General features: G+C 69.8%; 31 protein-coding genes. 6 read left to right on the forward strand and 25 right to left on the reverse strand.

Annotated elements, in window-relative coordinates; genetic code table 11:
• Positions 1 to 5: 5 nt before the first annotated feature.
• Both ABZW60_RS34385 and ABZW60_RS34390 read left to right on the forward strand, forming a co-directional pair.
• The gene (locus ABZW60_RS34385; protein ID WP_355484073.1) at positions 6 to 1184 is read left to right on the forward strand and encodes an ROK family protein; all 1179 of its coding nucleotides are present in this window, start codon (positions 6 to 8) and stop codon (positions 1182 to 1184) included.
• A gap of 30 nt (positions 1185 to 1214) precedes the next feature.
• On the forward strand, positions 1215 to 2366 hold the full coding sequence (locus ABZW60_RS34390; protein WP_355484075.1) for an AAA family ATPase: 1152 nt from the start codon (positions 1215 to 1217) through the stop codon (positions 2364 to 2366).
• Here ABZW60_RS34390 and ABZW60_RS34395 read toward each other — a convergent pair.
• From ABZW60_RS34395 to ABZW60_RS34455, 13 genes are all read right to left on the reverse strand, one after another.
• Entirely contained in the window at positions 2363 to 3220 is an 858-nt protein-coding gene (locus ABZW60_RS34395; RefSeq protein ID WP_355484077.1) for a hypothetical protein, read from the reverse strand. The genes ABZW60_RS34390 and ABZW60_RS34395 overlap by 4 nt on opposite strands.
• A complete protein-coding gene (locus ABZW60_RS34400) occupies positions 3220 to 3942 on the reverse strand; it encodes a CDP-alcohol phosphatidyltransferase family protein (RefSeq protein ID WP_355484079.1) in 723 nt (240 codons plus the stop codon). The genes ABZW60_RS34395 and ABZW60_RS34400 overlap by 1 nt, the downstream gene beginning before the upstream one ends.
• A 182-nt stretch (positions 3943 to 4124) precedes the next feature.
• Positions 4125 to 4565 (reverse strand): nitroreductase family deazaflavin-dependent oxidoreductase, encoded by a 441-nt coding sequence (locus ABZW60_RS34405; RefSeq protein ID WP_355484081.1) that lies wholly within the window; start codon positions 4563 to 4565, stop codon positions 4125 to 4127.
• A gap of 59 nt (positions 4566 to 4624) precedes the next feature.
• Complete coding sequence (locus ABZW60_RS34410; RefSeq protein WP_355484082.1) at positions 4625 to 5044, reverse strand: SRPBCC domain-containing protein; 420 nt, start codon at positions 5042 to 5044, stop codon at positions 4625 to 4627.
• A 17-nt stretch (positions 5045 to 5061) separates the two neighbouring features.
• Positions 5062 to 5511: a hypothetical protein gene (locus ABZW60_RS34415; protein ID WP_355484084.1), complete on the reverse strand. Its 450-nt coding sequence runs from the start codon at positions 5509 to 5511 to the stop codon at positions 5062 to 5064.
• A 158-nt stretch (positions 5512 to 5669) separates the two neighbouring features.
• A complete protein-coding gene (locus tag ABZW60_RS34420) occupies positions 5670 to 5765 on the reverse strand; it encodes an LPXTG cell wall anchor domain-containing protein (RefSeq protein WP_355484086.1) in 96 nt (31 codons plus the stop codon).
• Positions 5766 to 5959: 194 nt separating this feature from the next.
• Positions 5960 to 6970, reverse strand: a complete 1011-nt coding sequence (locus tag ABZW60_RS34425) for a hypothetical protein (protein WP_355484088.1) — start codon at positions 6968 to 6970, stop codon at positions 5960 to 5962.
• A 156-nt stretch (positions 6971 to 7126) separates the two neighbouring features.
• Positions 7127 to 7990: a hypothetical protein gene (locus ABZW60_RS34430; protein ID WP_355484089.1), complete on the reverse strand. Its 864-nt coding sequence runs from the start codon at positions 7988 to 7990 to the stop codon at positions 7127 to 7129.
• A gap of 117 nt (positions 7991 to 8107) precedes the next feature.
• Positions 8108 to 9202: a PP2C family protein-serine/threonine phosphatase gene (locus ABZW60_RS34435; protein ID WP_355484091.1), complete on the reverse strand. Its 1095-nt coding sequence runs from the start codon at positions 9200 to 9202 to the stop codon at positions 8108 to 8110.
• A gap of 63 nt (positions 9203 to 9265) precedes the next feature.
• A complete protein-coding gene (locus ABZW60_RS34440) occupies positions 9266 to 10093 on the reverse strand; it encodes a DNA-formamidopyrimidine glycosylase family protein (protein WP_355484094.1) in 828 nt (275 codons plus the stop codon).
• Between the two features lie 171 nt (positions 10094 to 10264).
• Complete coding sequence (locus ABZW60_RS34445; RefSeq protein WP_355484096.1) at positions 10265 to 10732, reverse strand: ribose-5-phosphate isomerase; 468 nt, start codon at positions 10730 to 10732, stop codon at positions 10265 to 10267.
• Between the two features lie 10 nt (positions 10733 to 10742).
• A complete protein-coding gene (locus ABZW60_RS34450; RefSeq protein WP_355484097.1) occupies positions 10743 to 11498 on the reverse strand; it encodes a hypothetical protein in 756 nt (251 codons plus the stop codon).
• Positions 11499 to 11579: 81 nt separating this feature from the next.
• A complete protein-coding gene (locus ABZW60_RS34455; protein ID WP_355484099.1) occupies positions 11580 to 12194 on the reverse strand; it encodes a DsbA family protein in 615 nt (204 codons plus the stop codon).
• A 111-nt stretch (positions 12195 to 12305) separates the two neighbouring features.
• Here ABZW60_RS34455 and pepN point away from each other — a divergent pair, with 111 nt between their 5' ends.
• Both pepN and ABZW60_RS34465 read left to right on the forward strand, forming a co-directional pair.
• Complete coding sequence (pepN, locus tag ABZW60_RS34460) at positions 12306 to 14879, forward strand: aminopeptidase N (RefSeq protein WP_355484101.1); 2574 nt, start codon at positions 12306 to 12308, stop codon at positions 14877 to 14879.
• A 79-nt stretch (positions 14880 to 14958) separates the two neighbouring features.
• On the forward strand, positions 14959 to 15489 hold the full coding sequence (locus ABZW60_RS34465) for a hypothetical protein (RefSeq protein WP_355484103.1): 531 nt from the start codon (positions 14959 to 14961) through the stop codon (positions 15487 to 15489).
• Positions 15490 to 15497: 8 nt separating this feature from the next.
• Here the strand turns inward: ABZW60_RS34465 and ABZW60_RS34470 are convergent, their stop codons facing one another.
• Positions 15498 to 16430 (reverse strand): serine hydrolase domain-containing protein, encoded by a 933-nt coding sequence (locus tag ABZW60_RS34470; protein ID WP_355484105.1) that lies wholly within the window; start codon positions 16428 to 16430, stop codon positions 15498 to 15500.
• A gap of 83 nt (positions 16431 to 16513) precedes the next feature.
• Between ABZW60_RS34470 and ABZW60_RS34475 the strand changes: the two genes are divergently transcribed.
• Positions 16514 to 17197 (forward strand): hypothetical protein, encoded by a 684-nt coding sequence (locus ABZW60_RS34475; RefSeq protein ID WP_355484107.1) that lies wholly within the window; start codon positions 16514 to 16516, stop codon positions 17195 to 17197.
• On the opposite strand, the gene ABZW60_RS34480 is transcribed toward ABZW60_RS34475, so the two are convergent.
• The 7 genes from ABZW60_RS34480 to ABZW60_RS34510 all read right to left on the reverse strand — a co-directional run bounded on the left by ABZW60_RS34480 (position 17179) and on the right by ABZW60_RS34510 (position 23015).
• Complete coding sequence (locus ABZW60_RS34480; protein ID WP_355484109.1) at positions 17179 to 17763, reverse strand: GNAT family protein; 585 nt, start codon at positions 17761 to 17763, stop codon at positions 17179 to 17181. The two genes, ABZW60_RS34475 and ABZW60_RS34480, sit on opposite strands and share 19 nt — an antisense overlap.
• A gap of 1 nt (position 17764) precedes the next feature.
• Positions 17765 to 18166: a DUF5130 family protein gene (locus ABZW60_RS34485; protein ID WP_355484111.1), complete on the reverse strand. Its 402-nt coding sequence runs from the start codon at positions 18164 to 18166 to the stop codon at positions 17765 to 17767.
• On the reverse strand, positions 18153 to 18449 hold the full coding sequence (locus ABZW60_RS34490; protein ID WP_355484113.1) for a hypothetical protein: 297 nt from the start codon (positions 18447 to 18449) through the stop codon (positions 18153 to 18155). Before ABZW60_RS34490 ends, ABZW60_RS34485 begins: the two co-directional genes overlap by 14 nt.
• A gap of 77 nt (positions 18450 to 18526) precedes the next feature.
• The gene (locus tag ABZW60_RS34495) at positions 18527 to 19027 is read right to left on the reverse strand and encodes a hypothetical protein (protein ID WP_355484115.1); all 501 of its coding nucleotides are present in this window, start codon (positions 19025 to 19027) and stop codon (positions 18527 to 18529) included.
• Positions 19028 to 19108: 81 nt separating this feature from the next.
• Complete coding sequence (locus tag ABZW60_RS34500; protein ID WP_355484117.1) at positions 19109 to 19720, reverse strand: lytic polysaccharide monooxygenase; 612 nt, start codon at positions 19718 to 19720, stop codon at positions 19109 to 19111.
• A 119-nt stretch (positions 19721 to 19839) separates the two neighbouring features.
• Positions 19840 to 21957 (reverse strand): 4-alpha-glucanotransferase, encoded by a 2118-nt coding sequence (malQ, locus tag ABZW60_RS34505; RefSeq protein ID WP_355484119.1) that lies wholly within the window; start codon positions 21955 to 21957, stop codon positions 19840 to 19842.
• A gap of 53 nt (positions 21958 to 22010) precedes the next feature.
• Positions 22011 to 23015: a hypothetical protein gene (locus ABZW60_RS34510; RefSeq protein WP_355484121.1), complete on the reverse strand. Its 1005-nt coding sequence runs from the start codon at positions 23013 to 23015 to the stop codon at positions 22011 to 22013.
• Positions 23016 to 23119: 104 nt separating this feature from the next.
• Between ABZW60_RS34510 and ABZW60_RS34515 the strand changes: the two genes are divergently transcribed.
• A complete protein-coding gene (locus tag ABZW60_RS34515) occupies positions 23120 to 23848 on the forward strand; it encodes a mechanosensitive ion channel domain-containing protein (RefSeq protein ID WP_355484123.1) in 729 nt (242 codons plus the stop codon).
• A gap of 66 nt (positions 23849 to 23914) precedes the next feature.
• Here ABZW60_RS34515 and ABZW60_RS34520 read toward each other — a convergent pair whose 3' ends face one another.
• The 4 genes from ABZW60_RS34520 to ABZW60_RS34535 are packed head-to-tail and all read right to left on the reverse strand — an operon-like array spanning position 23915 to position 25658.
• The gene (locus tag ABZW60_RS34520; RefSeq protein ID WP_355484125.1) at positions 23915 to 24343 is read right to left on the reverse strand and encodes an OsmC family protein; all 429 of its coding nucleotides are present in this window, start codon (positions 24341 to 24343) and stop codon (positions 23915 to 23917) included.
• Positions 24344 to 24381: 38 nt separating this feature from the next.
• Positions 24382 to 24801 carry a globin gene (locus tag ABZW60_RS34525; protein ID WP_355484127.1) on the reverse strand — a complete coding sequence of 140 codons (420 nt, stop codon included), beginning with the start codon at positions 24799 to 24801 and terminating at the stop codon, positions 24382 to 24384.
• Between the two features lie 15 nt (positions 24802 to 24816).
• The gene (locus ABZW60_RS34530) at positions 24817 to 25233 is read right to left on the reverse strand and encodes an acyl-CoA thioesterase (RefSeq protein WP_355484130.1); all 417 of its coding nucleotides are present in this window, start codon (positions 25231 to 25233) and stop codon (positions 24817 to 24819) included.
• Entirely contained in the window at positions 25233 to 25658 is a 426-nt protein-coding gene (locus tag ABZW60_RS34535; RefSeq protein WP_355484132.1) for a thioesterase family protein, read from the reverse strand. The genes ABZW60_RS34530 and ABZW60_RS34535 overlap by 1 nt, the downstream gene beginning before the upstream one ends.
• Positions 25659 to 25664 lie beyond the last annotated feature (6 nt).

Raw genomic sequence — 25664 nt, forward strand, 5'->3', positions numbered from 1 at the left:
CAGGGATGACGAAGGCGATACGGATCACCGAGAAGGTGACGCCCGGGGTACTGCGCGAGCGCAATACCAGACTGGTCCTGCAGACCGTGCTGATCGGCGACGGCACCATGTCGCGCGCCGACATCTCCCGGTCGACCGGTCTGGCGCGTGCGGTGGTGTCGGAGATCGTCGAGTCCCTGATGGCACGGCACCTGGTGGTCGAGGAGGCCGGGACGCCGAGCGGCCGCGGCAAGCCCGCGAAGCCGCTCCGCGTCGACACCGGCCGCCAGTGCCTGCTCATGGCCGACCTCCGCCCGACCGAGATCGTCGCAGGCGTCGTGGGACTGGACGGGGTCATCAGTACGACCGGCCGGGTGGCCCTGCCACCCGGCCCGAGCCCTGACGACGTGATCTCGGTCCTGGGCAGCTTCCTGCGGCAACTGGCAGCCGACGACGGGCGAGCGGTGCTGGCCGCCGGGATCGCGGTCCCCGCGATGCTGTCGCCGGAGCAGGGCATCGTCGAGTCGATCCAGTTCCGCTGGCACGACGTCGACCTCGCCGGACCGTTGCGGGAGGCCCTCGGGTACGACGTGGTGCTGGTCAACGACGCGACCGCGGTGGCGATGTCCGAGCTGTCACACCGCAGTCAGGCCGGCGGCAGCGTCATCGTGCTGCACATCGCCGGCGGCATCGGGTCCGCGATCATCCTCGACGGACGCGTGCACCTCGGCGAGCGGCAGCGCGCCGGCGAGGTCGGGCACATCGACGTCGGCGTCAGCGACCGGCGCTGCGAATGCGGGCGTACGGGCTGCCTGGAGACGGTGGCGAACCTGCCCGCGATCCTCGGCGACGCGTCGGTCGAGGACCTCGACGCGGTCGCGTCCACCGGGGAGGGACCCGAGCTGCGCGCCCTCGCCGAGCGCGTCGAGTTCGCGGGCCGCAGCCTCGGTGCGCTGGTCTGCGTCCAGGCCGCGATCCTCGACATCCCGGACGTCGTGATCGACGGGCCGGTCCGCCGGGCCGGTTCACGACTGCTCGACGCCATCGAGCAGGAGCTCGCCCGCCGGCTGCCCGCGGTCGACGTACGCCGTCCGCGGTTCTCGACGATGGCCGACCGGAGCAAGATGCACGGTGCGGCGGCCGCGGCAATGCTGCAGGAACTCGGAGTCCTGTGGCACATCTCGCCGGACCGCGCCGAGAGCTGACTGTCGGAGGGCGTCGGTACCTTGGCTGGCATGTTGACGACGCTGGCGGTGGAGAACTACCGGTCCCTGCGGCGGATCGTCATGCCGTTGCGCGGGCTGAACGTGGTGACCGGCGCGAACGGGACCGGCAAATCGAGTCTGTACCGGGCGCTGCGGTTGCTCGCCGACGCGTCGCGGAACGGCGCTGTCGCGGCGCTCGCTCGTGAGGGTGGATTGCAGTCGACGTTGTGGGCAGGGCCCGAGCATGTGCGGAAGGACCGGCCGACGCAGGGCACGGTGCGGACCGGGCCGGTGACGTTGCGGATGGGATTCGCGGGCGACGACTACGGCTATCTGATGGACCTCGGGCTGCCGATCGCGCACGGATCGGAGTTCGACCTGGATCCGGAGATCAAGCGCGAGGCCTTGTGGGCCGGGCCGTTCCTGCGTCCGGCGGCGCTGCTGGTCGAGCGCAACAACCGCGAGGTGCGGATCCGTTCGGCGAGCGGAGAGTGGCAGCGCGGCGGGCACCAGCTGCAGACGTTCGACAGCATGCTGAGCGAGTTCGCGGACCCCGAGCGCGCGCCCGAGCTGCTGCTCGTGCGGGAGCGGCTACGTGGCTGGCGGTTCTACGACCACTTCCGCACCGACGCCACAGCGCCCGCCCGCCGGGTGCAGGTCGGCACGCGCACCGCCGTCCTCGCTGCGGACGGCGCGGACGTGGCGGCCGCGCTGCAGACGATCCGGGAGCTGGGTCCCCGGGGCGCACTCGACGAGGCGATCGAGCTCGCGTTCCCGGGCAGTCACGTGCAGGTCGTCAACACCGCGGGCCGCTTCGAGATCGCCTTCCACCAGCACGGTCTGCTCCGCCCGCTGTCCGGCGCCGAGCTGTCCGACGGCACCCTCAGGTACCTCCTGTGGGTCGCCGCGCTGCTCACCCCGCGGCCGCCCGAGCTCCTCGTCCTCAACGAGCCCGAGACCAGCCTGCATCCGGACCTCCTGCCCGCTCTGGCCAACCTGGTGGTGACCGCCGCGAAGGAGACCCAGGTCATCGTCGTCACCCACTCCCGCCCGTTCATCGCCGCACTCGCGGCCCTCTCCCCCGAGCTCCAGACACTCGAGCTCGTCAAGGAGAAGGGCGCCACGACCATCACCGGCCAAGGCCCGCTGGACGAGCCACCCTGGAAGTGGCCGACCCGCTAGGGACCGGCAGGCACGTCCTGCGGCTTGACGCTCTCGAAGCGGACCAGGATCACCGACCCGGCCGCGGACAGGAGGAAGCCGATGATCGCGGCCGGCCACCATCCGGCGCGTACGGCGTCGTCGAGCACGAAGACGCCGACGGCGGCCGGCGTGATGGTCTGCAACGCGATCATCGGCGTGGTGGCCAGCGTCACCGATCCCCGCTGCAGCGCCAGCGAGTACAGGATGAACGCGAGCGCGCCGCTGATCGGCAGCGTGTACAGCGTCGGGCTCCGCACGAGCTCGCTCAACGAGCCGTCCTGCAGCAGCCGGGCCGAGATCGCGACACCGGCGTACCCGAGACCGGCCAGCATGCCGAGCAGCGCCGTGGAAACCCCGTGCTGCGACCGGCTGGCGACAGCACCCAGTACGGCGATGGTGACGAGCCCGACGATGATGCCGATGGTGAGGCCGTGGTGTTGCGCGCTGTCCCCCGCGTCGCCGGCGGCCACCGCCAGCAGGCCGAGGCCCACGCACACGCCGATCACCGCGGACCACTCGAGCGCACTCAGCCGGTCCGACATCAACCGCGTCGCGAGCAACGCGGTGACCACCAGACTGACGGCGATCCCGGCCTGCGCCAGGTACAGCGGCAGCAGGCGCAGCGCGACGAAGTGCAGCCCGAAACCGGCCAGGTTCAGCGCCAGTGCCCCGAGGAACGCGGGCTGCTTGAGCAGTGCGACGACGAAGCCGCCGAGCCGGCGCGGATCCAGCTCCGACTCGGTCGGCACCTTCCGGGAGCCGACCGCCTGCAGGATCGCGCCGATCCCGAACAGCACCGCGGCGCCGAGCGCCGCGCTCAGCCCGAGAACCACTACGCGACGGCCCTACGGCGCCAGGTGAGGTAGAGGCTGAGACCGCCGTAGTACACCAGGTACGCCAGCGAGATCGCGACCACGACCGTGTTCGGATCCGGCATCTGCGCCAGCAGTACGGCGTACGACGCCAGCCAGATCGCGGTCGTCAGCAGGTTCAGCGAGCGGAACGCCTTGGTGCGCGACGGGTACACGTACTTGACCGGGATGAACACCAGCACCGAGCAGACCACCAGGATGATGCCGGTGGTGACCGGGCTGAGGCCGAGGACCACGACGTAGAACGCGACCACGTTCCAGTAGCTCGGGAAGCCGAGGAAGAAGTGGTCCTCGGTCTTCGCGTCGACCCGGCAGAACTGGTAGCTGGAGGCAAGCAGCGGCAACGCGCCGAGCACCGCGCCCCAGGTCCCGGACGGGAGGTAGCCGCCGGTCCACAGCAACACGATCGGTGCGAACGCGTACGTGAGGTAGTCGACGATGTTGTCGAGCATCGCACCGTCGAACCACGGGATCGTCTCCTTCACCCGCAGCCGGCGGGCGAGCATCCCGTCGGTCCCGTCGATCACCAGGGTGGCGAGTCCGAGCCAGAGCGCCCGGACGGCGTCGCCGTCGATGGCGGCGATCACGATCAGCAGCGCGAGCACCGTTCCGCTCGCGGTATAGGCATGCAGTGCAAGTCCGGCCAGACGCAACCGCGTCGACCCGACGAACGGTTCCCGCACCGCGTCGTGTGTGGTCAGGACAACTCCCAGAACTCAGGCGACGCAAGGCGTCGGGCCGGGTCGAGGTCGACCCAGCCGTCGCCAGCGTCTCACAAGCCTGGCCCCCGCCCCGTCACCGACCGTCATCCGAGGCGAGATCTTTGCAAGGACTTAGGTCCTGTCTGGTGGATCACCAGACAGGACTATGTGACCGGATCGAGCAGGAAGAGCGGGATCTTCCGGGTGGTCTTGGTCTGGTACTCCGCGTACGGCGGGTAGGCGGCGACGGCCCGCGGCCACCACTCGTCGTACTCCGCGCCCTCGATCTCGCGGGCGACGTACTCCTTCGTGGTGTCGCCGTCCTGCAGGGTGAGCTTCGGGTCGGCCTTCAGGTTGTAGTACCAGACCGGGTTCTTGGGCGCGCCGCCGAGCGAGGCGACCGCGGCGTACACGCCGTCGTGCTCGACCCGCATCAGCGGGACCTTCCGGATCTTGCCGGACTTGGCACCGCGCATGGTCAGCAGCACCACCTTCATGCCCATGATGTCGACCGCGTCGGTGGTCCCGGCCGCGGCGACCTTCTCGACCTGGTCCCGGACCCAGCCGGTGGGGCTCGGGGCGTAGTCGTCAGTGTTCGATGTCATGTCACCAAGCATAATGGTGACGCATCAACATCGACAGCTCCGGCGCGTCGGACCGCCGGTCAGAGGGTCGGGGCCAGGGCGGTCAGGGCGACGAGGGCGTTGTCCCACGCCAGGGCGGACTGGTCGGGATCGTGCTCGTCGGCCAGGCGATCGAAGCCGGATTCGACGACCAGCAGGCGGGTCCCTTCGGCTTCCGGGGTGAGCGTGAACTCGACCAGGTTCGCGTTGCCCGGCGCCGGTTCCACCCCGGGATCGACCGCGTACCGGTAGGCGAACCGCCGGCCGGGCTCGACCTTCTCCACGAACCCGAAGAACTCCCCGTGCTCGTCCCACCGCATCACCAGCCGCCCGCCGGGGCGCAGGTCGATCTCCGCGCCGCCGAACGCGTACCACCGGGCGAACATCTCGGGCTGCGTCACCGCTGCCCACACCGTCTCCGGCCGGGCCTCGATGTACACCTCACGCTCAACGCTGTCCATGCCGACCATCCTGCCCCTCACACGGCGCAGGACCGCAGTTGCGTCGCGGTCGCGATCGTCGCCTCGATCCACCGGCGGCGCAGGAAGTGCGCCTTCAGCAGCCGGTGGACACCGTCCAGCACGACCAGCCGGCCGCGGTACGCGACCAGGTTGATCGGGAAGTCGAGGTCCGCGTCCATCACCCGCTGGTAGTGCGCACGGAAATTCATCGGCGTCTCGGCGACCTGGTGCGGCGTCACCTTGAACCGCTCCTCCTCGAGCTGCCACAACGGCAGGTCGAACATCCAGACCAGGTCGGCGATCTCCACCGGCTCGACCTTCAGATCAAGCTCCCACAACTTCGCGAGCTGCCACCGGTACGGCGGAAAAACCTCCCGCAACGCCTCCGGCATCATCCCGACCAGCTCCTCGAACGACACACCCGGCCCCGCCGGGTCCAACGTGTCACCCAGCCCATCGATCGTCACGACGGAGCACGCTACGCCATCCCAGGCCGAGGCAGCGCTTCACCAACCCCCGGGTCGAGCAGGACCACCGGGGCCGCCCCACCGCCACCCGCGGTGGAGCAGGCCGGTAGAAGTGGGTCGCGGCCGCCCTGTGGAGTAGGGCGGCCGCGGTTGGGGTGTTAGGCGGTGTGCTTGCCGCGGCGGCGGAAGGTGACTACGCCGGCGCCGGCCAGCATGACGCCGCCCGCCGCGAGGAGCAGGGCGATCAGAGTCATCCGCCGTCACCCGAAGTACAGCAGGACGATCGGGGCCGTACGCCGTCACCCGCGCTGGAGCAGGGCAATCGGGGGCGCCCGCCGCCCGCAGTACAGCAGGGCGATTGGGGCCGTCCGCCTTTGCCTGCGGTGGAGCAGGGCGGTGGAAGTGGGGTGCGGCCGCCCTGTGGAGTAGGGCGGCCGCGGTTGGGGTGTTAGGCGGTGTGCTTGCCGCGGCGGCGGAAGGTGACTACGCCGGCGCCGGCCAGCATGACGCCGCCGGCTGCGAGGAGCAGGCCGCCTGCGAGGCCGAACGGGCTGTTGCTGCTGGCAACGGAGTTCGCGTTGGTGCCGCCGAAGCCGGCGTCGACCTCGGTCGGCACACCGGCGGTCGGCGTGTCACTCGGCACGTCGGAGACCGGCGTCGACTCGGTGGCCCCGGGCGTGCTCGACGGGCTCGTCGACGTACCCGGAGAGGACGGCGTGTCCGTCGGCGTCGCGGGCGGCGTGTCCGTCGTGGTGGGCGTGGTGGGCGACTCGGTCGGCGAGGTCGGCGGCGTCGTCGGAGTGTCCGTTGTCGTCGGCGGGGTCGTCGGCGGCGTGGTTGGCGGGGTATCCGTCGTGGTCGGCGGCGTGGTCGGAGGTGTCGTCGGCGGGGTGTCCGTGGTGGTCGGCGGAGTCGTCGGCGGCGTGGTGGGCGGAGTGCTGCAGCCCTCGACCCAGAAGACCTTGTGCTTCTTGTCGGCGCCGATCGAGCCGGGGGCGTTCACGGTCAGCTTCACGTGGTAGCCCTGCTGCGGGTGCGGCTCGCCGCTGAACTTCAGCGTGTACACCTCACGCGCGTCCAGGTCGGTGCCACCGCCGGCCTCGTCCTCGCCGATGAACGGGTTCAGGTTGCCGGACACCACCTGCAGGCCGGCATCCGCGGTCGGGGCCTGGTCCTCGAACGTGACCTTGGCCTTGTACGAGTCGTCCTTGTCGTAGTTGTAGAACTCGACAGTGAACGTGCAGCCCTGGTGCGGGTTGTTGTCCGGCGGGCCGCTCTGGATGTCGGCGCCTTCGATCTTCACCGTCCCGTTGTTGCCTGGCGGGTTGTGCGATCCGCTGGTCTGGTCGGCGTTGGCGGAAGGCGCGACGAGCAGAGCCGTTGCGCCGAGAAGCAGTGAGAGCGCTCCGGCGCCGGCGAAGATGCCGGTCGCGCGGGAGCGAACGCCCGTGTGGGTCATTTCCGTCCTCGAACGAGTGCAGGGGGTAGGCCTCGAAGAAGTATTTCGGTTTCGTTACAGCAGTCAAGCTTGTTCGGTAACGATTGGCCTGCGTGTCGCGCGGTTGTCCACAGGTCCCGCTGACGAGGCCTGTGGACACGGCGCGGTTCGAGGTTGCTATCTGGTGTGGCGGCCGTGGCGGCGGAGTGAGGCGATGGTGCCGCCGGCGAGCAGCATGCCGCCGAGCGTCATCAGAATCCCGCCGGTTTCAGATCGGTTGCCGTCGTCGGTCGCCGCGACCGGACGAGCCGGCGGACCGGCCAGTCCAGCATTCACAGCAGTCGGTACGCCGGTACTCACCGAACTCGGGTGACGCGTCGGCGCCGTCGATGGCGTGGCCGCGGGCGTCGTCGGCGGCGTCGTCGGCGGCGTCGTCGGAGGCGTCGTCGGAGGCGTCGTCGGAGGCGTCGTCGGAGGCGTCGTCGGAGGCGTCGTCGGAGGTGTGGTGGGGGGTGGGGCGTCGCAGCCCTTGACCCAGAAGACCTTGTGTTTGGTGTCGTTGCCGTTCGAACCCGGGGCGTGGATGGTGATCTTGACGTGGTAGCCCTGGACCGGGTGCGGCTGGCCGGTGAACTTCAGGGTGTACTCCTGCCGCGCGTCCAGGTCGTTGCCGCCGCCGGCCGGATCGCCGCCGATGAACGGGCTCAGATCGCCCGACACCACCTGCAGCCCGCCGTCGCTCGTCGGCGCCTGGTCCTGGAAGATCACCTGCGCGTTGTACGGCCCCTGCTCGTAGTTGTAGAACTCGACCGTGAACGTGCACCCCTGATGCGGGTTGTTGTCCGGCGGCCCGCTGTCGACGTCCACCCCTTCGATCTTGATCGTGCCGTTGTTGCCCGGCGGCGCGGCCATCGCCGCACCGGCGGGTACGGCGTCCCCGCCCGGCCGCACGACCATCGCGGCGGCGCCGATCAGAACCGTGAGCGCTCCGGCGACTGCCACCATCGCGGCAGCGCGAGCACGAACCCCCTTGACGACCATCCCCAGTCCCCTGTCTCGTCCATGGTCATACGGCGGGCGGACATCTCAGCAGCAGTATGACCCGCTCGTTGCCCATGTCAACGAATTCGGGGATTGACAACGAGAGACTTGGTTGCCTCAGGCATGCGCCATGCGGTGGATGATGACGATCGCCGAGTCGTCCCCCGGCCCGCCGGCCGTCGCGACCAGCTCCGCGGCCGCGCCCAGGAAGCCCTGGCCCACCAGCCGCTCCGCGTGCCCCGCCAGCCGGTCCGTGCCGCGGCCGATGTCCTGCCGCGGCGTCTCCACCATCCCGTCGCTGTACAGGAACAAGGCGTCCCCGAGCTTCAGCTGCCCGTGGTTCACCTCGAACTCGGGCGTCTCCACCAGCCCGAGCAGCGGCCCGTCCGTGTCCCGGGTCTGCCACCGCCCCGACCACGCGTCGAACTGGATCGCCGGCGGATGCCCGGCCGTCCGTACGTCGAAGTCGCCCGTCCGCAGGTCGAGCACGACGTGCACGACGGTCGCGAAGTCGTCGTCCCACTCCTGCCGCCGGATGTACCGGTTCGCCGAGGACAGGAAATCCTCCTCCGGTACGACGCCCAGCAGCCCGCCGAACGCCCCGGACAGCAACAGCGCCCGCGTCCCGGCGTCGATGCCCTTGCCGGAGACATCGACCAGCGCCACCTCGAGCACGTGCTCGTGCACCGTCGACACGACGAAGTCGCCGGAGAACGTCGACCCGCCCGCGGACTGGATCGCGACCTCGACCCGCCAGCCGGGCGGCAGCGTCGGCAGCTCGCCCTGGGCGGTGAGCGTGTCCCGCAGCTCCATCAGCATCGACTCGCCGCGCGTCCCGGGCACACCGAGCCGGCTGCGCACCTTGGCGCTGGTGATCATGATCCAGCCGACGATCACGAGCACCAGCACGAAGCCGATCCGCGGCAGCGTCAGGCCGCGCGACAGCACGACGTACGCGCCGAAGGTGGTGGTGATCCCGGTCAGCGCGACCAGTTCCCCGAACCGGAGCAGTACGCCGCCGACGACCAGCGGGACGATCAGGAACGACGCGGGCACGAACGTCGACCAGGCCAGGCTCGCGATGGAAATCAGCAGCTGCACCAGCATCAGCGCCGCGAAGGCGACGCGGTGCGAGCGGCGGGCACGACGACCCAGCGCCTCGACCCGGCGGCCGATGCGTCGTATCAGCGCGAGTCCGCCGCTCTTCTTCATGGTGTGAAGAAGATAACGGTACCGATCGGTCCCTGCATCAATTCGAAACACAACCGATGATTGTCAGCTCTTGCGAGTGAGACCGGTTCGCTGGCACCTGGGGCACCAGAACAAGTTACGGCCCGCGAGAATCTTCGTCCGGATCACCGACTGGCAGACGAAACAGCGTTGCCCCCGGCGCCGGTAGACGTAGACCTCGCCACCATGGTCGTCGCGGCGCGGGTCACGGCCCATCGCCTCCGGGGTGTGGTCGTCGGCAACGGTGTCGATCCGCCCGGTCTCCACGCCGTACTTCATCAGCGCGAGCAGGTCGTCCCACATGCCCTGCCACTCGCGCTTCTTCACCACGTTGCCCGGCGTCATCGGGTTCAGTTTGGCCCGGAACAGCACCTCGGCGCGATACACGTTGCCGACCCCGCTCAGCACGTCCTGGTTCATCAGCAGCTGACCGATCGGCAACTTGCTACGGTGGATGCGGTTCCATGCCAGGTCCGGATCCGCGTCGTCACGCAGCGGGTCCGGACCGAGCCGGCCGAGCAGCCTGTCGCGCTCCTCGTCGGTGATCACCTCGCACACGGTCGCGCCGCGCAGGTCGGCGTACGCCGTGGCGTTCTGCAGCCGCAGCCGGACCTGACCGACGGGTTCGGGCACGGGTGCCGGGCGGATGTCCATCTTGCCGATCAGGCCGAGGTGGATGTGCAGCCAGCCCGCGCCCTCGAAGTCGGCCAGGAAGTGCTTGCCGTGCGCCTCGGTCCGGCGCAGCAGGTGCCCGTCGAGCAGCGCGGCGCCCTCGGCGAACCGGCCCTGCGGACTCGACGCCCGGACCGGACGGCCGCCGAACGCGTCCCAGACGTCGTTCGCCAGCCGGTGCAGCGTGTGGCCTTCAGGCATGATTCCTCTTATGGGGACGACAGATGGATCCAGAGGGGGCCGGACGGGTCCGCCCACTCCGGCCGTGGTCGGTACCGGCCGGAGCATGCGGGCCCGCGACGTCTCGCGGCCCCGTCAGCCTGTCGTACGCCGCCCTGTTCTCCCGGGCACCGATCCGGACGAGCACGACGATCAGGGCAGCGGCGGGAGCTCGCCGGTCGACTCGTAGGCGGACAGCATCTCGATCCGCCGGGTGTGCCGCTCCTCGCCGGAGTAGTCGGTCGCCAGGAACGTCTCGACGAACGAGGTGGCCTCCTCCTCGGTGTGCATCCGGGCGCCGACGCTGATCACGTTGGCGTTGTTGTGCTCGCGGCCGAGCCGCGCGGTGTCGGCGCTCCAGGCCAGCACCGCCCGGACACCCTTCACCTTGTTCGCGGCGATCTGCTCGCCGTTGCCCGAGCCGCCGATCACGATGCCCAGGCTGCCCGTCTCCCCGGCCACTGCCTGACCCGTGCGCAGGCAGTACGGCGGGTAGTCGTCGACGGCGTCGTACACCGCCGGACCGTGGTCCACGACGTCGTGCCCGGCAGCCGTCAGGTGCTGCACCAGGTGGTTCTTGAGTTCGAAGCCGGCATGGTCGGAGCCGATGTGCACTCGCATGGCCCGCAATCTACTTGTCAGCCTTCCGCACGCGAACGCCGCCTGGCACTGTCAGGGCCGCGGTCAACTCCGTCACCGCGGCGTACGCCTGCTCGTACGGCGTCCCGCTCTGGTGCAGCGTGAAGACCGCGACGATGCTCCGGTCGTCCGGGCCGACCGTGCCGGTCGTGTGCAGCGCGTCGTTCACCAGGTCGACCACGGACTCCGGTTTCGCCCGGTCGGACCGGTACCCGCTGGATCCGTGGAAGCCGGACCAGCCCTGCTTGAGGCTGTAGCCGTCCTCGAACACCGAGGCGATCCCGAAGTACTGGTCGAAGCCGTCCGTGCCGTAGCGGGTCGCCTGGTGCAGCTGGCCCATCACGTACTTGCGGACGGGCTGCGGCGCGTCCTCCAGCAGGTAGCGGTAGATCCGCACCGTGTCGGCGGCGGTGATCGCGACGTACCCCCAGAAGCCCGGGTGGCTGGGCGGTGGGCCGGCCGTGTGCCGCAGGCCGAGTCGCTCGGCCATGCGGTCCACGATCGCCGCGCCGCCCAACTGGTCCCAGTAGTAGCTCGCCGCGTCGTCGTCGCTGCTGCGCAACATGACCTCGAGACGCTTCCCGTCGTCGGGCGGTACGTCGTAGTCCGGTCCCCGCTGCCAGAAGAAGTCCAGCGCGATCAGCAACTTCACCACCGACGCGGACCGGAAACGCCGATCCGCGTCGTGCTGGTGGACGAACTGTCCGGTCTGGCGGTCGAACACGGCGACACCGGCGGCCAAGGTCATCTGAAACCCACTCACTGCTGGACGGACTCACGAGTGAGTAACTTTCACCGCCTGGGCGGTGAAAGTTCAACCCCTGAACCGTCAGTCGAAGATCGGGCCGCGGTCCCGGGTGCGCTTGATCTCGAAGAAGCCCTCGGTGCCGGCCACCAGCCGGACGCCGTCCCAGAGCTTGCCGGCCGCCTCGCCCTTGGGCGCCGGCGTGACCACCGGGCCGAAGAACGCGGTGCCCTCGACGGAGATCACCGGGGTGCCGACCTCCATGCCGACCTGGTCCATCCCCGCGTGGTGCGACTTCTTCAGCGCGTCGTCGTACCGGTCGGTGTCGGCCGCCTCGATCAGCGACGCCGGCAACCCGACCTCTTCCAGGGCTTCGCGAACCACATCACCCTTGCCGTCGCCGACGCCGCGGCCTTCGACGTGGATGCGGGTGCCGAGCGCGGTGTAGAGCGGCAGCAGGATCTCGTTGCCGTGCGCCTGCTCGGCGGCGATCAGCACCCGGACCGGACCCCAAAGGTTGCGGAGATTGGCCTTGTACTTCTCGTCGAGCTCGTCACGGCCGTCGTTCAGGACGGCGAGGCTCATCACGTGCCAGGTCGTCTTCACGTCCCGGACCTGCTCGACCTCGAGCATCCAGCGAGACGTCATCCAGGCCCAGGGGCAGGCCGGGTCGAACCAGAAATCGGCGGAGGCAGTCATATTCACCATCATACAAAGTTGAAACAACGGTTATACCGACTCGGTATCCAATACCCAATGTCGGGGGGAAACCCTCAGCCAACCCGTGTGCCAGGTGCATAGGATGCCGACATGCCTGGAACCAACCTGACGCGCGACGAGGCGCGTTCCCGTGCGGGCGTGGTCAGCGACGTGAGCTATGCGGTCGAGCTCGATCTGGCCAACGCCCCGACCGGTGCACCGACCTACCCGTCGGTGACCACCATCACGTTCGCCGCCGAGGCCGGCGCGAGCACGTTCGCCGACCTGATCGCGGACAAGGTCCGCGAGGTGACCCTGAACGGCGTCGCCCTCGACCCGGACACCGTGTACGACGGCGCCCGGATCCAGCTCGACGGGCTGGCGGAGCGCAACGAGCTCACCGTGGTGGCGGACTGCCTGTACTCACGGACCGGTGAAGGGCTGCACCGCTCGGTCGACCCGGCCGACAAGGAGACCTACCTCTACACCCAGTTCGAGGTGCCGGACGCCCGCCGGGTGTTCGCCACCTTCGAGCAGCCCGACCTCAAGGCCCCGTTCACCTTCACCGTCTCCGCACCGGCCCGCTGGGTCGTCATCTCGAACGCCCCGACGCCCGAGCCCACGCCGTACCAGGGCGCGGACGGCGAGGAGCTGGCCCGCTGGGAGTTCCCGCCGACCGAGCGGATCTCCACCTACATCACCGCGGTCGTCGCGGGTCCGTACCACGTGGTCACGGACGTGTACGAAGGGCCGCACGGGACGTACCCGCTGTCGCTGCTGTGCCGGCCGTCGCTGAAGGACGCGCTGGACGTCGACGACCTGTTCGAGGTCACCAAGCAGGGCTTCGCGCTGTTCGAGGAAGCGTTCGGTACGCCGTACCCGTTCCACAAGTACGACCAGGCCTTCGTGCCGGAGTACAACATGGGCGCGATGGAGAACGCGGGCTGCGTGACGCTGCGCGACGAGTACCTGTTCCGCAGCCGGACGACGCACGCGGAGATGGAGGCGCGCGCCAACACCGTGCTGCACGAGCTGGCGCACATGTGGTTCGGCGACCTGGTGACGATGACCTGGTGGGACGACCTGTGGCTGAACGAGTCGTTCGCCGAGTGGGCCAGCCACTGGGCGCAAGTAGTCGCGACGACGAAGTACGCCGACGCGTGGACGACGTTCTGCAACGCCCGTAAGAACTGGGCGTACCGGCAGGACCAGCTGCCGTCGACGCACCCGATCGCGGCCGACATGATCGACTTCCACGCTGTCGAGGTGAACTTCGACGGCATCACCTACGCCAAGGGCGCCTCGACGCTGCGCCAACTGGTCGCGTTCGTCGGTGAGGACACCTTCGTCAGTGCGCTGAAGGAGTACTTCAAGGACCACGCGTTCTCCAACACCGAGCTCGCCGACCTGCTGAAGCCGCTGGAGAAGGCGTCCGGCCGCGACCTCGACGACTGGACCGAGCGCTGGCTGCGGACCGCCGGCGTGAACACGTTGCGCGCCGACTTCGCCGTCGACGACCAGGGCGCGTTCACGTCGTTCGCGATCGAGCAGACCGCGACCGAGAAGTTCCCGGTCCTGCGGCCGCACCGGCTCGCGGTCGGCCTGTACCGGCGGACCGACGCCGGTCTGGTCCGGACCGAGCGGTTCGAGGTGGACATCGACGGCCCGCGCACCGAGCTCCCGGAGCTGACCGGCGCGACCCAGCCGGACCTGGTGCTGCTGAACGACGACGACCTCACCTACGCCAAGATCCGGCTCGACGAGCGCTCCCGCGCGACGCTGGTGGAGTCGATCGACCAGCTCACCGAGTCGTTGCCGAGGGCACTCGCCTGGGGCTCGGCATGGGACATGACCCGGGACGCCGAGATGCCGGCCAGCCAGTACGTCGGCATCGTGCTGCGCGGCATCCGGGCCGAGACCGACCTGACCGGTGTCCGCTCCCTGCTCAACCAGGCGAGCAGCGCGATCAACCAGTACGCCGCTCCGCAGAACCGGCCCGCCCTGCGCGCGCAGTTCGAGGAGGCGCTGGCCGGGCTGGTCGCCGACTCGGAGCCGGGCAGCGACCACCAGCTGGCGTTCGTCCGGGCCTACAGCTCGGCGGTGTTCTCCGAGGGCGGCGCCGACCGCCTCGCCGGCTGGCTGGAGGGTCGCGACCTGCCGCAGCGCCTGGCCGTCGACACCGACCTGCGCTGGACGCTGATCGTGGCGCTGGCCAGGCTCGGCCGGATCGGTGCTGACGAGATCGACGACGAGCTCACCCGCGACACCACGATCACCGGTCAGGAGCGGGCCGCCCAGGCCCGTGCCGCCCGGCCGACCGCGGAGGCGAAGGAAGAGGCCTGGCGGGTCGCCGTCGAGTCCGAGGACACCCCGAACGAGACCCAGTTCCGGACCATCCTCGGCTTCCAGCAGCCGGGCCAGGAGGACCTGCTGCGGCCGTACGTCGACAAGTACCTGAACGCGGCCAAGGACGTGTACACGCGGCTCGGCTCGTCAATGGGCGAGAACGTGCTCGTGTACCTGTCGCCGCGGCACCTGGCCGACCAGGCGGCGCTGGACGCGCTGACCGGCTGGCTGGCCGTGGAGTCGTCGTCCGTCGACGCTCCGACGCTCCGGTACGTCACGGAGGCCCAGGCCGATCTGACCCGCGCGATCGCCGCGCAGGCGAAGGACATCGTCGCCTGACAAACCCTCCGACAGGGCCGGTCTCATCCTGGGACCGGCCCTGTCGCTTTGAACCTCGCCGTGCGGTAAGACTGGGTCGGTGCCCGCCTCTGATCCCGCCTTGGCTGGTGCGGCAGCTGTTGCGCTGACCGGACTCGCAGAGGCGTACCGACCCCGACCCGTCACCCCACTGATGCCCTGGCGGTTCACCCACCGTCTGGTGAAGCCGTACGTCGTCACAGCCCGCGGACGGCAGTGGGACGACCACATGGTCGACCTAGCCCGTGGTACGGCCACCCGGCAGCTCGAGTTCGACGACGCGATGGGCGCCGTCGGTCTCGGCGTCGTCGTACTGCACCTGGGCGACGACGGCATCTACCTGGTCGTGCAGAGCTGGGCGAAGGACTTCCAGTCGCGCCTCAGCATCTTCAGCGGCATGGACGTCGAGGACCTGCGCCCGGCCCCGATCGGCGCCGCACCCTGCGTCTGGGAACTCGAGGTCCTCAGCCACGAGCGCGCGTCGTACGTGAAGAACATCCTGTCGGCCGACGTCGACGTCGACGCCTGGCTCGACGACGTCCTCGACACCCGCCCCACCCCACGCCCCGACGGCATACCTTCCGGCACGTAGACGCTTTCTCAGCGAGCTGCTGGGCAGAGCGCGTTGTCGATGAGGTGCTTGGCTGCCTGCTCCTGGGCGAGCGCGGCCGGCATCGAGTCGTTCAGCTGGCTCGACATCGAGACGACGACGCTGCGGCGGCCGCCGGGGAGGACGCCGGTGCGGGTCTTGTAGCCGATCTGGTCACCGCTCGGGATCCACACGGTGCCGCCGCACGGCAGGTCGCTGGAGAACAGGCCCAGGCCGTAGCGGGCGTTCGGCCAGAACTCGTCCGCGCTGCCGTCGGTCGGGACGGTCCGCATCATCTCCCGTCGTTGCGCGGGCCCGAGGAGCCGTCCGTCGAACAGGGCCCGCACGATGACGTCCAGGTCCTTCAGCGTGGAGATGTACCCGCCGGACGCGTCCGCGTCGATCAGCTCGGTCGTGTCGGTGTACTCGCCGGCGGTGAAGCGGGTGTAGCCGTGCGCGTGCGGCTCGGCGATGCGCGGGTCGGTGCCGGGGAAGTACGTGTCGCGCAGCCCCAGCGGGCGGACGATGCGCCGGTCGACCTCGTCGTACCAGGTTCGTCCGGTGACCGCCTTGATGACCAGGCCGACGAGGTCGTACCCGGTGTTGGAGTAGCTCCAGCCCTGGCCCGGCTGGAACTCCGGCGGGTGGCCGAGCCCGGCGCGGACGATCTCCTCCTCCGTGTGGGCCGTCGTACCCGTTGCCCTGGACGAGACCCGGCAGCCACTTCTCCACCGGGTCGTCGAGGAGCATCCGGCGTTCGGCGACGAGCTGCAGGACCACGGTCGTGACGAGCGCCTTGTGCCGCCGGACGGTAACCATCGCCTCCGGAACCGGACAGTGGTAGCGCGAACGCTACCCGTGAAGTCAAACGATTGTTGGTCGGCAGATCGTGAGGAAGTGTGCGCGATGCGCGATCGTCTTCTGCGGAAAGAGATTCTTACCACCTGAAGGACCCTCACTTATTCGGTCGTTCGGTTTAAGCTGCGGGGGATTTGTCCATCAGGGTGTCTGGGGAGGGGCCCTTGCCGTGAGTCGCGTCGACCACCGGAAGCCGCCTGCCCGGGCGGCCCGGAGACAGCAGCAGCGGCCTGCCGCCCGCCGGAACGCGCCCGCCGCGCGACCGCGTAAGGCCCAGCGATCGCGCAGTGCGATCGGCGCCGCGATCGTGGCGAGCCTGGCGATGGTCGCGGTGTTCGCGTTCATCCTCACCCGGGGCACGGACTCGGACACGCCCGCCGACGGGTTGCGGATGGGTTCGGGGACCGACAGCGGCGCCGCCGCGCCGCCCGCGCCCAGCGCGAGCGCGACCGGGAGCGTCACCAAGGCTGACCGTAAGCCGCCGGTGTCCGCGACGGCGCCGAAGCCGACGGTGACCTCGACGACCCCGCCGGCGGTGAACACCGGGCCGACCTCGCCGAAGTTCAAGCGCGGCCAGTGGATCGCGATGCTGGACAAGTACCCGGCCGATGCGGGCGACACGGCCAAGGAGACCGCCGCCCGGATCACGCGCGCCGGCATCCCGGCGAAGGCCATGCTGGTCGACGGTCAGTACCCCGGCCTCACGAACAGCTCGTTGACGCCGGTCACCGGCACCTGGATGGTCTACCTCGGCCCGGGCGCGTCCTCGGAGCAGATGCTGAACCTGTGCCTGGACCCGCGCACGCAGGCGGCGTACCAGAGCCCGTGCCCGACCTACGAACCGGCCGGCTGAGGTACGGCGTCCGTCGCCAGCCGGGCGTGCAGGTGCGAGTCGTGCCGCTGCCCGGTCGGCTCGACGTAGTAGTCGCGCATCACGCCCTCGAGCCGGAACCCGGCGCGCTCGGCGACACGACATGACCCCTCGTTGACCAGCGCGTGGTCGAGCGAGATGCGGTGCAGCCGGAGGCCGTCCGCCGCGAAACCCCAGCGCGCGGCCGCGTCGAGCGCGCGGGCACCGAGCCGCCGGCCACGGGCGAGCGGGCTCACCCAGTACGCCGCGACCGCCTGGTCGGGGACGCGGTGGACGTCCCGCAGGGTCACGCTGCCGAGCACCTGATCGGTCGTCGCGTCCGCGATCGCGAAGACCGCGTTGCCGCGCGCCCAGCCGTCGATCCGCGGCTCCAGCCAGCGGCGGGCGCGCTTGTCGGCGGGTGTGCTGATCACCGCCGTGCCGGCGGTCCAGCGCAGGATGCCCGGATCCTGCAGCGCCAGGGCCACCGCAGCCTCGTCGGACGCGACGAACGGACGCAGTACGGCGTCGTCCAGGTCGATGCGACGTGGCTGCAGGGCCGCGGCCACGTCAGAGCTTGTGCGGCTCGTTGTTCGCGTGCAGCAGCGGCGGCTGGTGGGCGTGCGCACCCAGCTGCTGGACGCCGGTGACGAGTCCGCCGGTGAGGTCACCGGTCGCGAACGACGTCTGCATCGTCAGCGCGGCGAGACCGGCCGACGAGTCCGACAGCTGCCGCCTGGCCAGGGAGCCGACGACGATCTCCAGCCGGCGGCCGGCCGGGTCGACGTACACCAGGACGCTGCTGTCCGGGTCGTCGAGCTCGTTCAGCAGCTCGATCGCGAACGGGCGGGTCTCCGAGTCCGCACCGCCGACGTATACCGAGAAGTGCAGGCCGGAGGTCTCCTCGGCGTGCCGGACGGCCCGCTCGATGTCGTAGAGCTGGTCGGGGGTGAATGCGTCACCAGCTGGCACTTGCGCCTCCGAGCGTGCGGGCGACGCCGGTGGCGGTCGCTGTGGTCGCGGTGACACCCGGTGCACTGGTCAGCTCAGGCAGCTCGGGCAGGTGGGCCGGGTCCGGCTTGGTCGCCGTCGGTCCGTTGATCCAGACCGGCGGGGCCCACCAGGACAGGCCCGGGCGGTACCGCGGGCCGCTCGCGATCGACGACGCGAACACCAGCAGCGCCAGCACGGCGATGACGAGGGCAGGAATCCCGACGAACACCAGCAACGAGTGCCCGGACAATTCGACAATCACGACCTGAAGCCTAGTACGCCCTCACCTGCCCACGCAGGAGGGGCTACCACCTACGGCAGCAGCCCCTCCCCCACAACTCAGCAGCCGCCGCAGTTGTAGTAGGTGATGTCCCAGTGGTTGCCTTCGTCGGCGTAGATGTTGCCGGCGCCGGAGCGCCACTGGGCGGCGCCGTCGCCGCGGTCGGCGATCCGGGTGAAGGTGTTGTGGATGTAGTTGCCGACACACGTGTACTTCGAGATGTCGACCTTGTACCCGTTCCAGTGGCTGTAGGTCCCACTCGCGTGGCCGACCTCGGTGCCGCCGGTGATGTTGACCGCGCACCCGCTGGCGGTCTTCAGCGTGCGTACGCCGTAGGCCGTGCTGTCGTTGATCTGCTCGAACGACGTGCACGTGGAGTTGTAGCGGTCCGAGCAGCCACCGCTGGACGACCAGGTCAGCCCTGCGGCCCGGAAGATCGAGGTCGCCTGGGAGTGAGTCAGCTTGGTCAATGCGGACGCCTGCTCGACCGCCACCACACCGGGCAGCAGACCGACGAGCACGGCGACCAGGGGAACCACGACGCGACGGAGCAACTTCATGGGGACACTCCTTGAAATATGGGGCGGTTATTTCAAGGAGTGGATTTCCCAGGAAAGTTATTCACCAAACGTCAGGTTGAATCAGAAATTGACGTCCGAGCACTGGTAGAAGGCGTTCCCGGTGTCGGCGATGGTCCAGACCGCGAGGATCATGTGCCGCCCGGTCCGGCCGGTCGGGATCGTGCCCGGGTGCGTCACGTCGTTGGCCGGCCGGCTGCCGTTCATCTTGACGGTCAGGAACGGGGTGAGCTCGAGCGCGGACCGGGTCAGCGGCTGCGACGGGTTCCAGCCCTGCTTGGTCATGTAGTACGAGAAGTCGGTGGTCGAGTGCGGCGCGGTCAGGTGCCACGCGAACGTGAACCCCTGCCCGCCTTGCAGCTGGGTAGCCGGCCAGGCTCCCCCGCGCTGGTCGTCGAGCTCGTGGAACTGGCTGAGCCCGGCCGAGCACAGCACTCCGTCAGCCGGTCCCGCGGCCGGGAAGCCCTTCGGTCCTTCGACGCTCTGCGGCTCCCACTGGATCGCACCGCAGTTCTGCACGGCGCCTTGCTGACAGAGCTTGGCGCGGCTGACGGGTGAGTTCGTCCAGCCGTGCCCGTAGGCGAGCGGGACGGAGGTGCTGATGGTCAGCGCGAGGGCGCCGACCGCAATTCCAGCCAGGCTGAGCCTGCGTTTGCGCAGCAAAGACAGCAGCATGGAACAACTCCTTCAACTGTTGGGGCGGTGGACAGCGAAGGAAGGCGCCTCTCCTGCTTAATAGAAAACAACCGTTCAAATCTATTGTCAACGGTTCGTGAGCAGGCGAATACGGAAAGCTAGATATTCAGCGCGCCGATCAGTCGTCGCAGGCGCTGGTTGTTCGGCAGGTCCTCGATCAGGACGGGCTCGCCCTGCGGTCCGCCGAGCGGCACCCGCCAGTTCGGGTACTCGTCGGTGGTGCCGGGCTGGTTCTGCGTCCGGCGTTCCCCCACGGCGTCCGTCAGCGCGACGCCGACGAGCTTCGCGGGCGTGTGCGCGACGTACCGGTGCATCGCCTCGACGATCCGCTCGACGTCGCCGTCGGTGTTGCTGAGCAGGTGGCGCTCGCGGAGCGCGTTCAGCCAGGCGTCACGGTCCGCCTCGTCGACCTCCAGCTCCTCTTCCACCGGCCGGGTCAGCAGCCCCAGACGGTTCCGCAGCTCCACGTGGTCACCGGCGAGGTAGCCGGCCGTCGGCGGCAGGTCGTGCGTGGTGACCGTGGCGAGGCAGAGCTCCCGCCAGCGCTCCGGCGACAGCGGCCTGCCGTCGGCGTCCCGCTCGAACCACAGCACCGACGTTCCGAGGATGCCGCGCTCGGTCAGGTAGTCCCGCACCCAGGGCTCGACGGTCCCGAGGTCCTCACCGATCACGGTCACCCCGGTGCGCTGGGCTTCCAGCACCAGGATCCCGACCAGCGCCTCGTGGTCGTACCGGACGTACGTGCCCTCGGTCGGGCGCTCCGGCGAGGTCACCCACCACAGCCGGAACATGCCGAGGATGTGGTCGATCCGCAGTCCGCCGCCGTGCCGCATCACCGCACGCACCAGATCCCGCCACGCGGCGTACCCGGTCTCGGCGAGCGCGTTCGGCCGCCACGGCGGCTGCGACCAGTCCTGTCCCTGCTGGTTGAACGCGTCCGGCGGCGCTCCGACGTGGATGTTCGGGGCGAGCACGTTCTGCAGCGCCCAGGCGTCGGCGCCGTCGGGGTGCACGCCGACGGCCAGGTCGTGCACGATGCCCAGCGACATGCCGGCCGCCTTCGCGCGGGCCTGGGTCCGCGCCAGCTGCTCGTCGAGCTGCCACTGCAGCCAGCAGTGGAACTCCACCGCGTCCGGATTCTCGTTGCGGAAGGCAACAACTTCCGGCGAGGTCGGCTCCTGCAGCTCCTCGGGCCACTTGCTCCACTCCGGCCCGTGGACATCGGCGATCGCGGCCCAGGTGGCGAAGTCGATCAGGCCCTGGCTCTCCCGGTCGCAGAACGCGCCGTACTCGGCGATCCGCCCGACTGACGGCTGCACGCCGAACAGCACCTGCAGCGCCTCCCGCTTGGCCGCCCAGACCGTGTCCCGGTCGAGGGCCGTGGAGTCCTCGCTCAGTGCCCGCACCTGCAGTGCCAGCGCGCGGACCCGGTCGCGCTCAGCCGGGGCCAGGTCGCCGTACTCGTCGATGTCCTCGATGCGCAGGTAGATCGGGTTCGCGAAGCGCCGCGACGCCGGCAGGTACGGCGAGGGCTCCATCCGGCCGGCCAGCTCCGCGGCGTGCAGCGGGTTCACCAGGACGAAGCCCGCGCCCAGGTCGTGCGCCGACCACGCGGCCAGGTCCCCCAGGTCGTGCAGGTCGCCGATCCCCCAGGACCGCCGCGAGCGCACCGAGTACAGCTGCAGCACCCAGCCCCAGGTCCGGTGCAGCTTCTCCGGCTCCAGCTTCGCCGGCGTGACGATCAGGGTGCTGACCGAGATCTCCGGGTTGGCGCCGATCCGCGCGCACAGCCGGTGGTACCCGAGCGGCAGGTCGCCCGGCAACTGGAACGTCGCCTCACCGACCTGGACGCCGTCGACCCACTCCGGCTCGACCCAGTGCTCCTGCTGCGGGATGTCCCGCCGGTGACCGCCGTCCTCGAGGTCGATCCACACCTCCGCCGACGAGCCGTGCGGGAGGTGTACGGCGAACCACGGGGTCCAGCCCTCCCGCATCACCACGGTGGCCGGCAGCGTACGCCGCCAGCGCGCCTGCTGGTGCCCGGCCAGCGCCAGGGCCGCCTTCTCCGGCGTCGACGCGTCCACGCCGAGGGCCGCGAGCACGTGGGCCACGACCTCACTGGACACGACCACGTGCTCGCCCTGCCAGTTCCAGTACTCCGTCGCCACACCATGGGCAACCGCTAGCTCGACAAGGGCCGGAGTGGGAGCAGTCACCCCAGCGAGTCTGCCGCATCAACGGCCCCCACGGCCAAACGCCGCGCGTTGCGTTACGCGTTCGAGCGGCGGCGACTGAGCATCAGGACGGCCAGCAGGAGGACTGCGCTGGCCACGACCAGTCCGATCGCGACGCCGGCCAGGTTGTCGGTCAGCTGGTACAGGGCGGTCGGCCAGATGACCAGGAGGATCGCGCAGCCGACCACGGCGTACGCCGAGCGCCTGGTCCGCCCGTACGCGACCAGCAGCGCCGCGGGGCCCGCCGTACCCACGGCCAGCGCCATGATCTCGCCGCGCTCCTGGACCAGCCAGCAGATCGACGAGCTGAACATCGCCGCTCCGGCCAGTGACCACGACGTCACCTGATCGCGCACCAGGCCGAGCATCGCGAACACGAACGCGACGATGATGAACCCGGTCCCGGCGATGCCCGCGCTGTTCGGCGCCGAGCCGGTGTCCGGAGTGAGGACATCTGCCGTGATCACCAACACACCCACGGCCAGGATCCCGAATGTTGCCACCAGCAACGAAGGCTGCTTGAGCCACCACACCCCGACGGCCGCCAGCGCGAGCGCGAGCGCCACCCCGGTGACCCGGCCGGCCTCCCCCTCGATCGCCACGTACGTCGCGAACCCGGCCACGCAGCAGCCCAGGGCCGCGAGCGCCGAGCTCAACTGCTCCCGGCGCCGCAGCAGCGCCAGCACGACCGCGGCGGCCAGCAGCACGACCGCGGCCGCCGTACCGGTGGTGATCCGGGCGGCACGGCCCATCTCACCCCAGTTCGCCAAGGTCAGGAGCGCGACGGCGCCGAGCAGCAGCGCCCCGCCGATGTAGCCGAGCACCTCGACGAGCGCGCTCGTGTGGGCCGGGACGGGCGACGGCTTGCCCTTGGCCGGCTCCGGCTCGGCCGGCTCCTGCCGCGGACGCGGCCGGCCGGGGTCGGCGAGCGCCGCGTCGATCTCGGCGTCGGCGGCGTCCCGGATCGACTCGGCCTGGTACTGGCGCAGCACACCAGCACTCACGAGCCGGGAAAGCTCGTCGTCCAGCCGGCTCGACATGCGATCGCATCTCCTTGTCAGCCCTACTACCATCAGGCGGCGAGATGCCTATTCTGACCAGCTACCTTGTGTCCCTAGCCAGTCACCCCCTGTTTTCACCGTTGTTGAGTCTCCCGGACACGTTCCCGACGTTCTTCCGGATGGGCAACGACGGCAAGCTGGAGGTGACCGATCAGGTCGTGGTCGTACCGGCCCGGATCGCCGGTCTGATCATCGGCTTCTTCGCGCTGCGCTGGCTGCTGCACAAGCTCGTCCGCCGGTTCACCCGGCGGACCGGCAACGGCACCGTCGCCGGCGTCCTGGCGAAGTCGAAGATCGGCCAGGGCTTCGTGGAGAGCACGCTCGCGAGCGAGCGCCGGGCCCAGCGCGCCGAGACCATCGGCTCGCTGCTGTGCAGCGCGATCACCATCGTGCTGAGCGCCGTCCTGGTGGTGATGGTGCTGGCCGAGCTCGGCTTCAACATCCTGCCGGTGATCGCGTCCGCGAGCATCATCGGCGTGGCGCTCGGGTTCGGCGCGCAGACGCTGGTGAAGGACTTCCTGGCCGGCGTGTTCATGATCTTCGAGGACCAGTACGGCGTCGGGGACCTGATCGACATGGAGAAGGCGACCGGTGTCGTGGTCGCGGTCGGTCTGCGGATCACCACGCTGCGCGGCGAGGACGGCACCACCTGGTACGTCCGCAACGGCGAGGTCCTCCGGGTCGGCAACATGACCACCCGCGACCCGAACAGCAGCGGCTCCTCCGGCGTCGGCTCCGGCACCGAGAAGGAAGAAGAGGCCAAGACCGACGAGAGCGCGGCGACCGGGAAGCAGGACGGGACCCGAGGCTGAGGTAGACACCCCGCCCGACAGGAACGCCTCCCGCGCGGCAGCACGGGAGGCGTTTCAGATGGCCGGTCAGGCGGTGAAGGTGACGTCCAGGGTGATCGGGACGGCGGACAGCGCCTGGGACACCGGGCAGTTCTTCTTGGCGCCCTCGGCGAACTCGGCGAACTCGTCGGCGGTCAGCCCCGGCACGTTGCCGTTCACGGACAGCTTGATGCCGGTGATGCCCTCACCCGGCTGGAAGGTCACGTCGGCCTGGGTGTCGAGCGACGCCGGCGGGTTGCCGGCCTGCGCCAGCGCGTGCGACAGCGCCATCGAGAAGCAGGTCGAGTGCGCGGCCGCGATCAGCTCCTCCGGGCTGGTCTTGCCGTTGGCGTCGTTCGCGCGGGAGGCCCAGGTGACGTCATACGTGCCGATGCCGGACGACTCCAGGGCGACCTGGCCGGCGCCCTCCATCAGCGAGCCTTCCCAGTGGGCCTTGGCCGTACGAGTGGTAGCCATGCTCGTGTTCTCTCCTTCGACAGGATTCAGGTGGGGATTCAGCGACCGGACACGTCGATCGCGCCGGGGTACTGCGGTTCGTCGGTGTTCACCATGCTGTGCGCGGCCATCACCATGTAGCGCCAGATCTCCTCGTCCCGCTCCGGGGACAGGGCGATCTCGTCGAGCGCGGCCCGCATGTGGCCGAGCCACCGGTCCCGCGCGCTCGGGGTGACGGCGAACGGGGCGTGCCGCATCCGCAGCCGGGGGTGCCCGCGCTGCTCGGAGTACGTCTTCGGGCCGCCCCAGTACTGCTCGAGGAACATCCGGAAACGCACCTCGGCCGGACCGAGGTCCTCCTCCGGGTACATCGCCCGCAGTTCCGGGTCGGCGGCAACCCCGCGGTAGAACGCTGCCACCAACCGGTGGAAGGTCTCCGCCCCACCGACGGCGTCGTAGAAGCTCTGCTGCTCAGTCATCTCGGACCTAGTCTCTCAACTGGTCACAACATGCTCGAGGAGGGCTGCCCGTTCGGCGTCGCCGAGGGGGCGTTTGGCGTGGGTCACGCCGTCCACGGCGACGATCACCGACTCCGCCCGGGCGTACAGGTCCTCGGAGTCGCCGCTGCGGTCGACGATCCGGGAGCCGAGCGTGTACGACGACGTACCGACCGACGCGATCCACACGTCCACGTCGTACGGCGGGTGCCGGAGCAGGATCGGGCGCAGGTAGTCCACCGTCTGGCTGACCAGCACGCACGGGTACTGCGCGAAGAAGTCGCCCGTCGTCTCCATCACCTGCCCGAGGAATGCGATCCGCGCCTCCTGCAGGTAGTCGAAGTACCGCACGTTGTTCACGTGGTCGTAGGAGTCGATGTCGGACCACCGGACCAGGACCGGGTGTGTGTACATCAGGCGCCCACCAGCTTCTCCAGGGCCGCGCGCTCGACCGGGGTGATCCGGCGCAGCCGGTTGGCGGTGAAGTCGAACGGGACCAGCTTGGTCTTCGCCTCGACGTACGTCCGGCGGTCCGGCTCGGCGTCGAGGATCTCGTAGTCGACCGTGAACGACGCGGCCCGGATCTCGCTGATCCACAGCTCGATCCGCACCGGCTCGGGCCGGAAGTGCAGCGGCGCGCGGTACTGCACCTCGTGCCGGGCCACCAGCAGGCCGGTCTCGAGGTTGTCGGCGCCGAGCTCCTTGGCGGTCCGGAACAGGAAGTCGACGCGGGCGTCCTGGAGATAGTCGACGTACCGGCCGTTGTTCACATGGCCGAGCGCGTCCATGTCGCCCCACCGCAACGGGCAGTGGTAGACGTGGCGGTTGTGATGATCCACACCACG

The organism is Kribbella sp. NPDC003557, assembly GCF_040610805.1.
In the GTDB taxonomy this organism is placed as follows: domain Bacteria; phylum Actinomycetota; class Actinomycetes; order Propionibacteriales; family Kribbellaceae; genus Kribbella.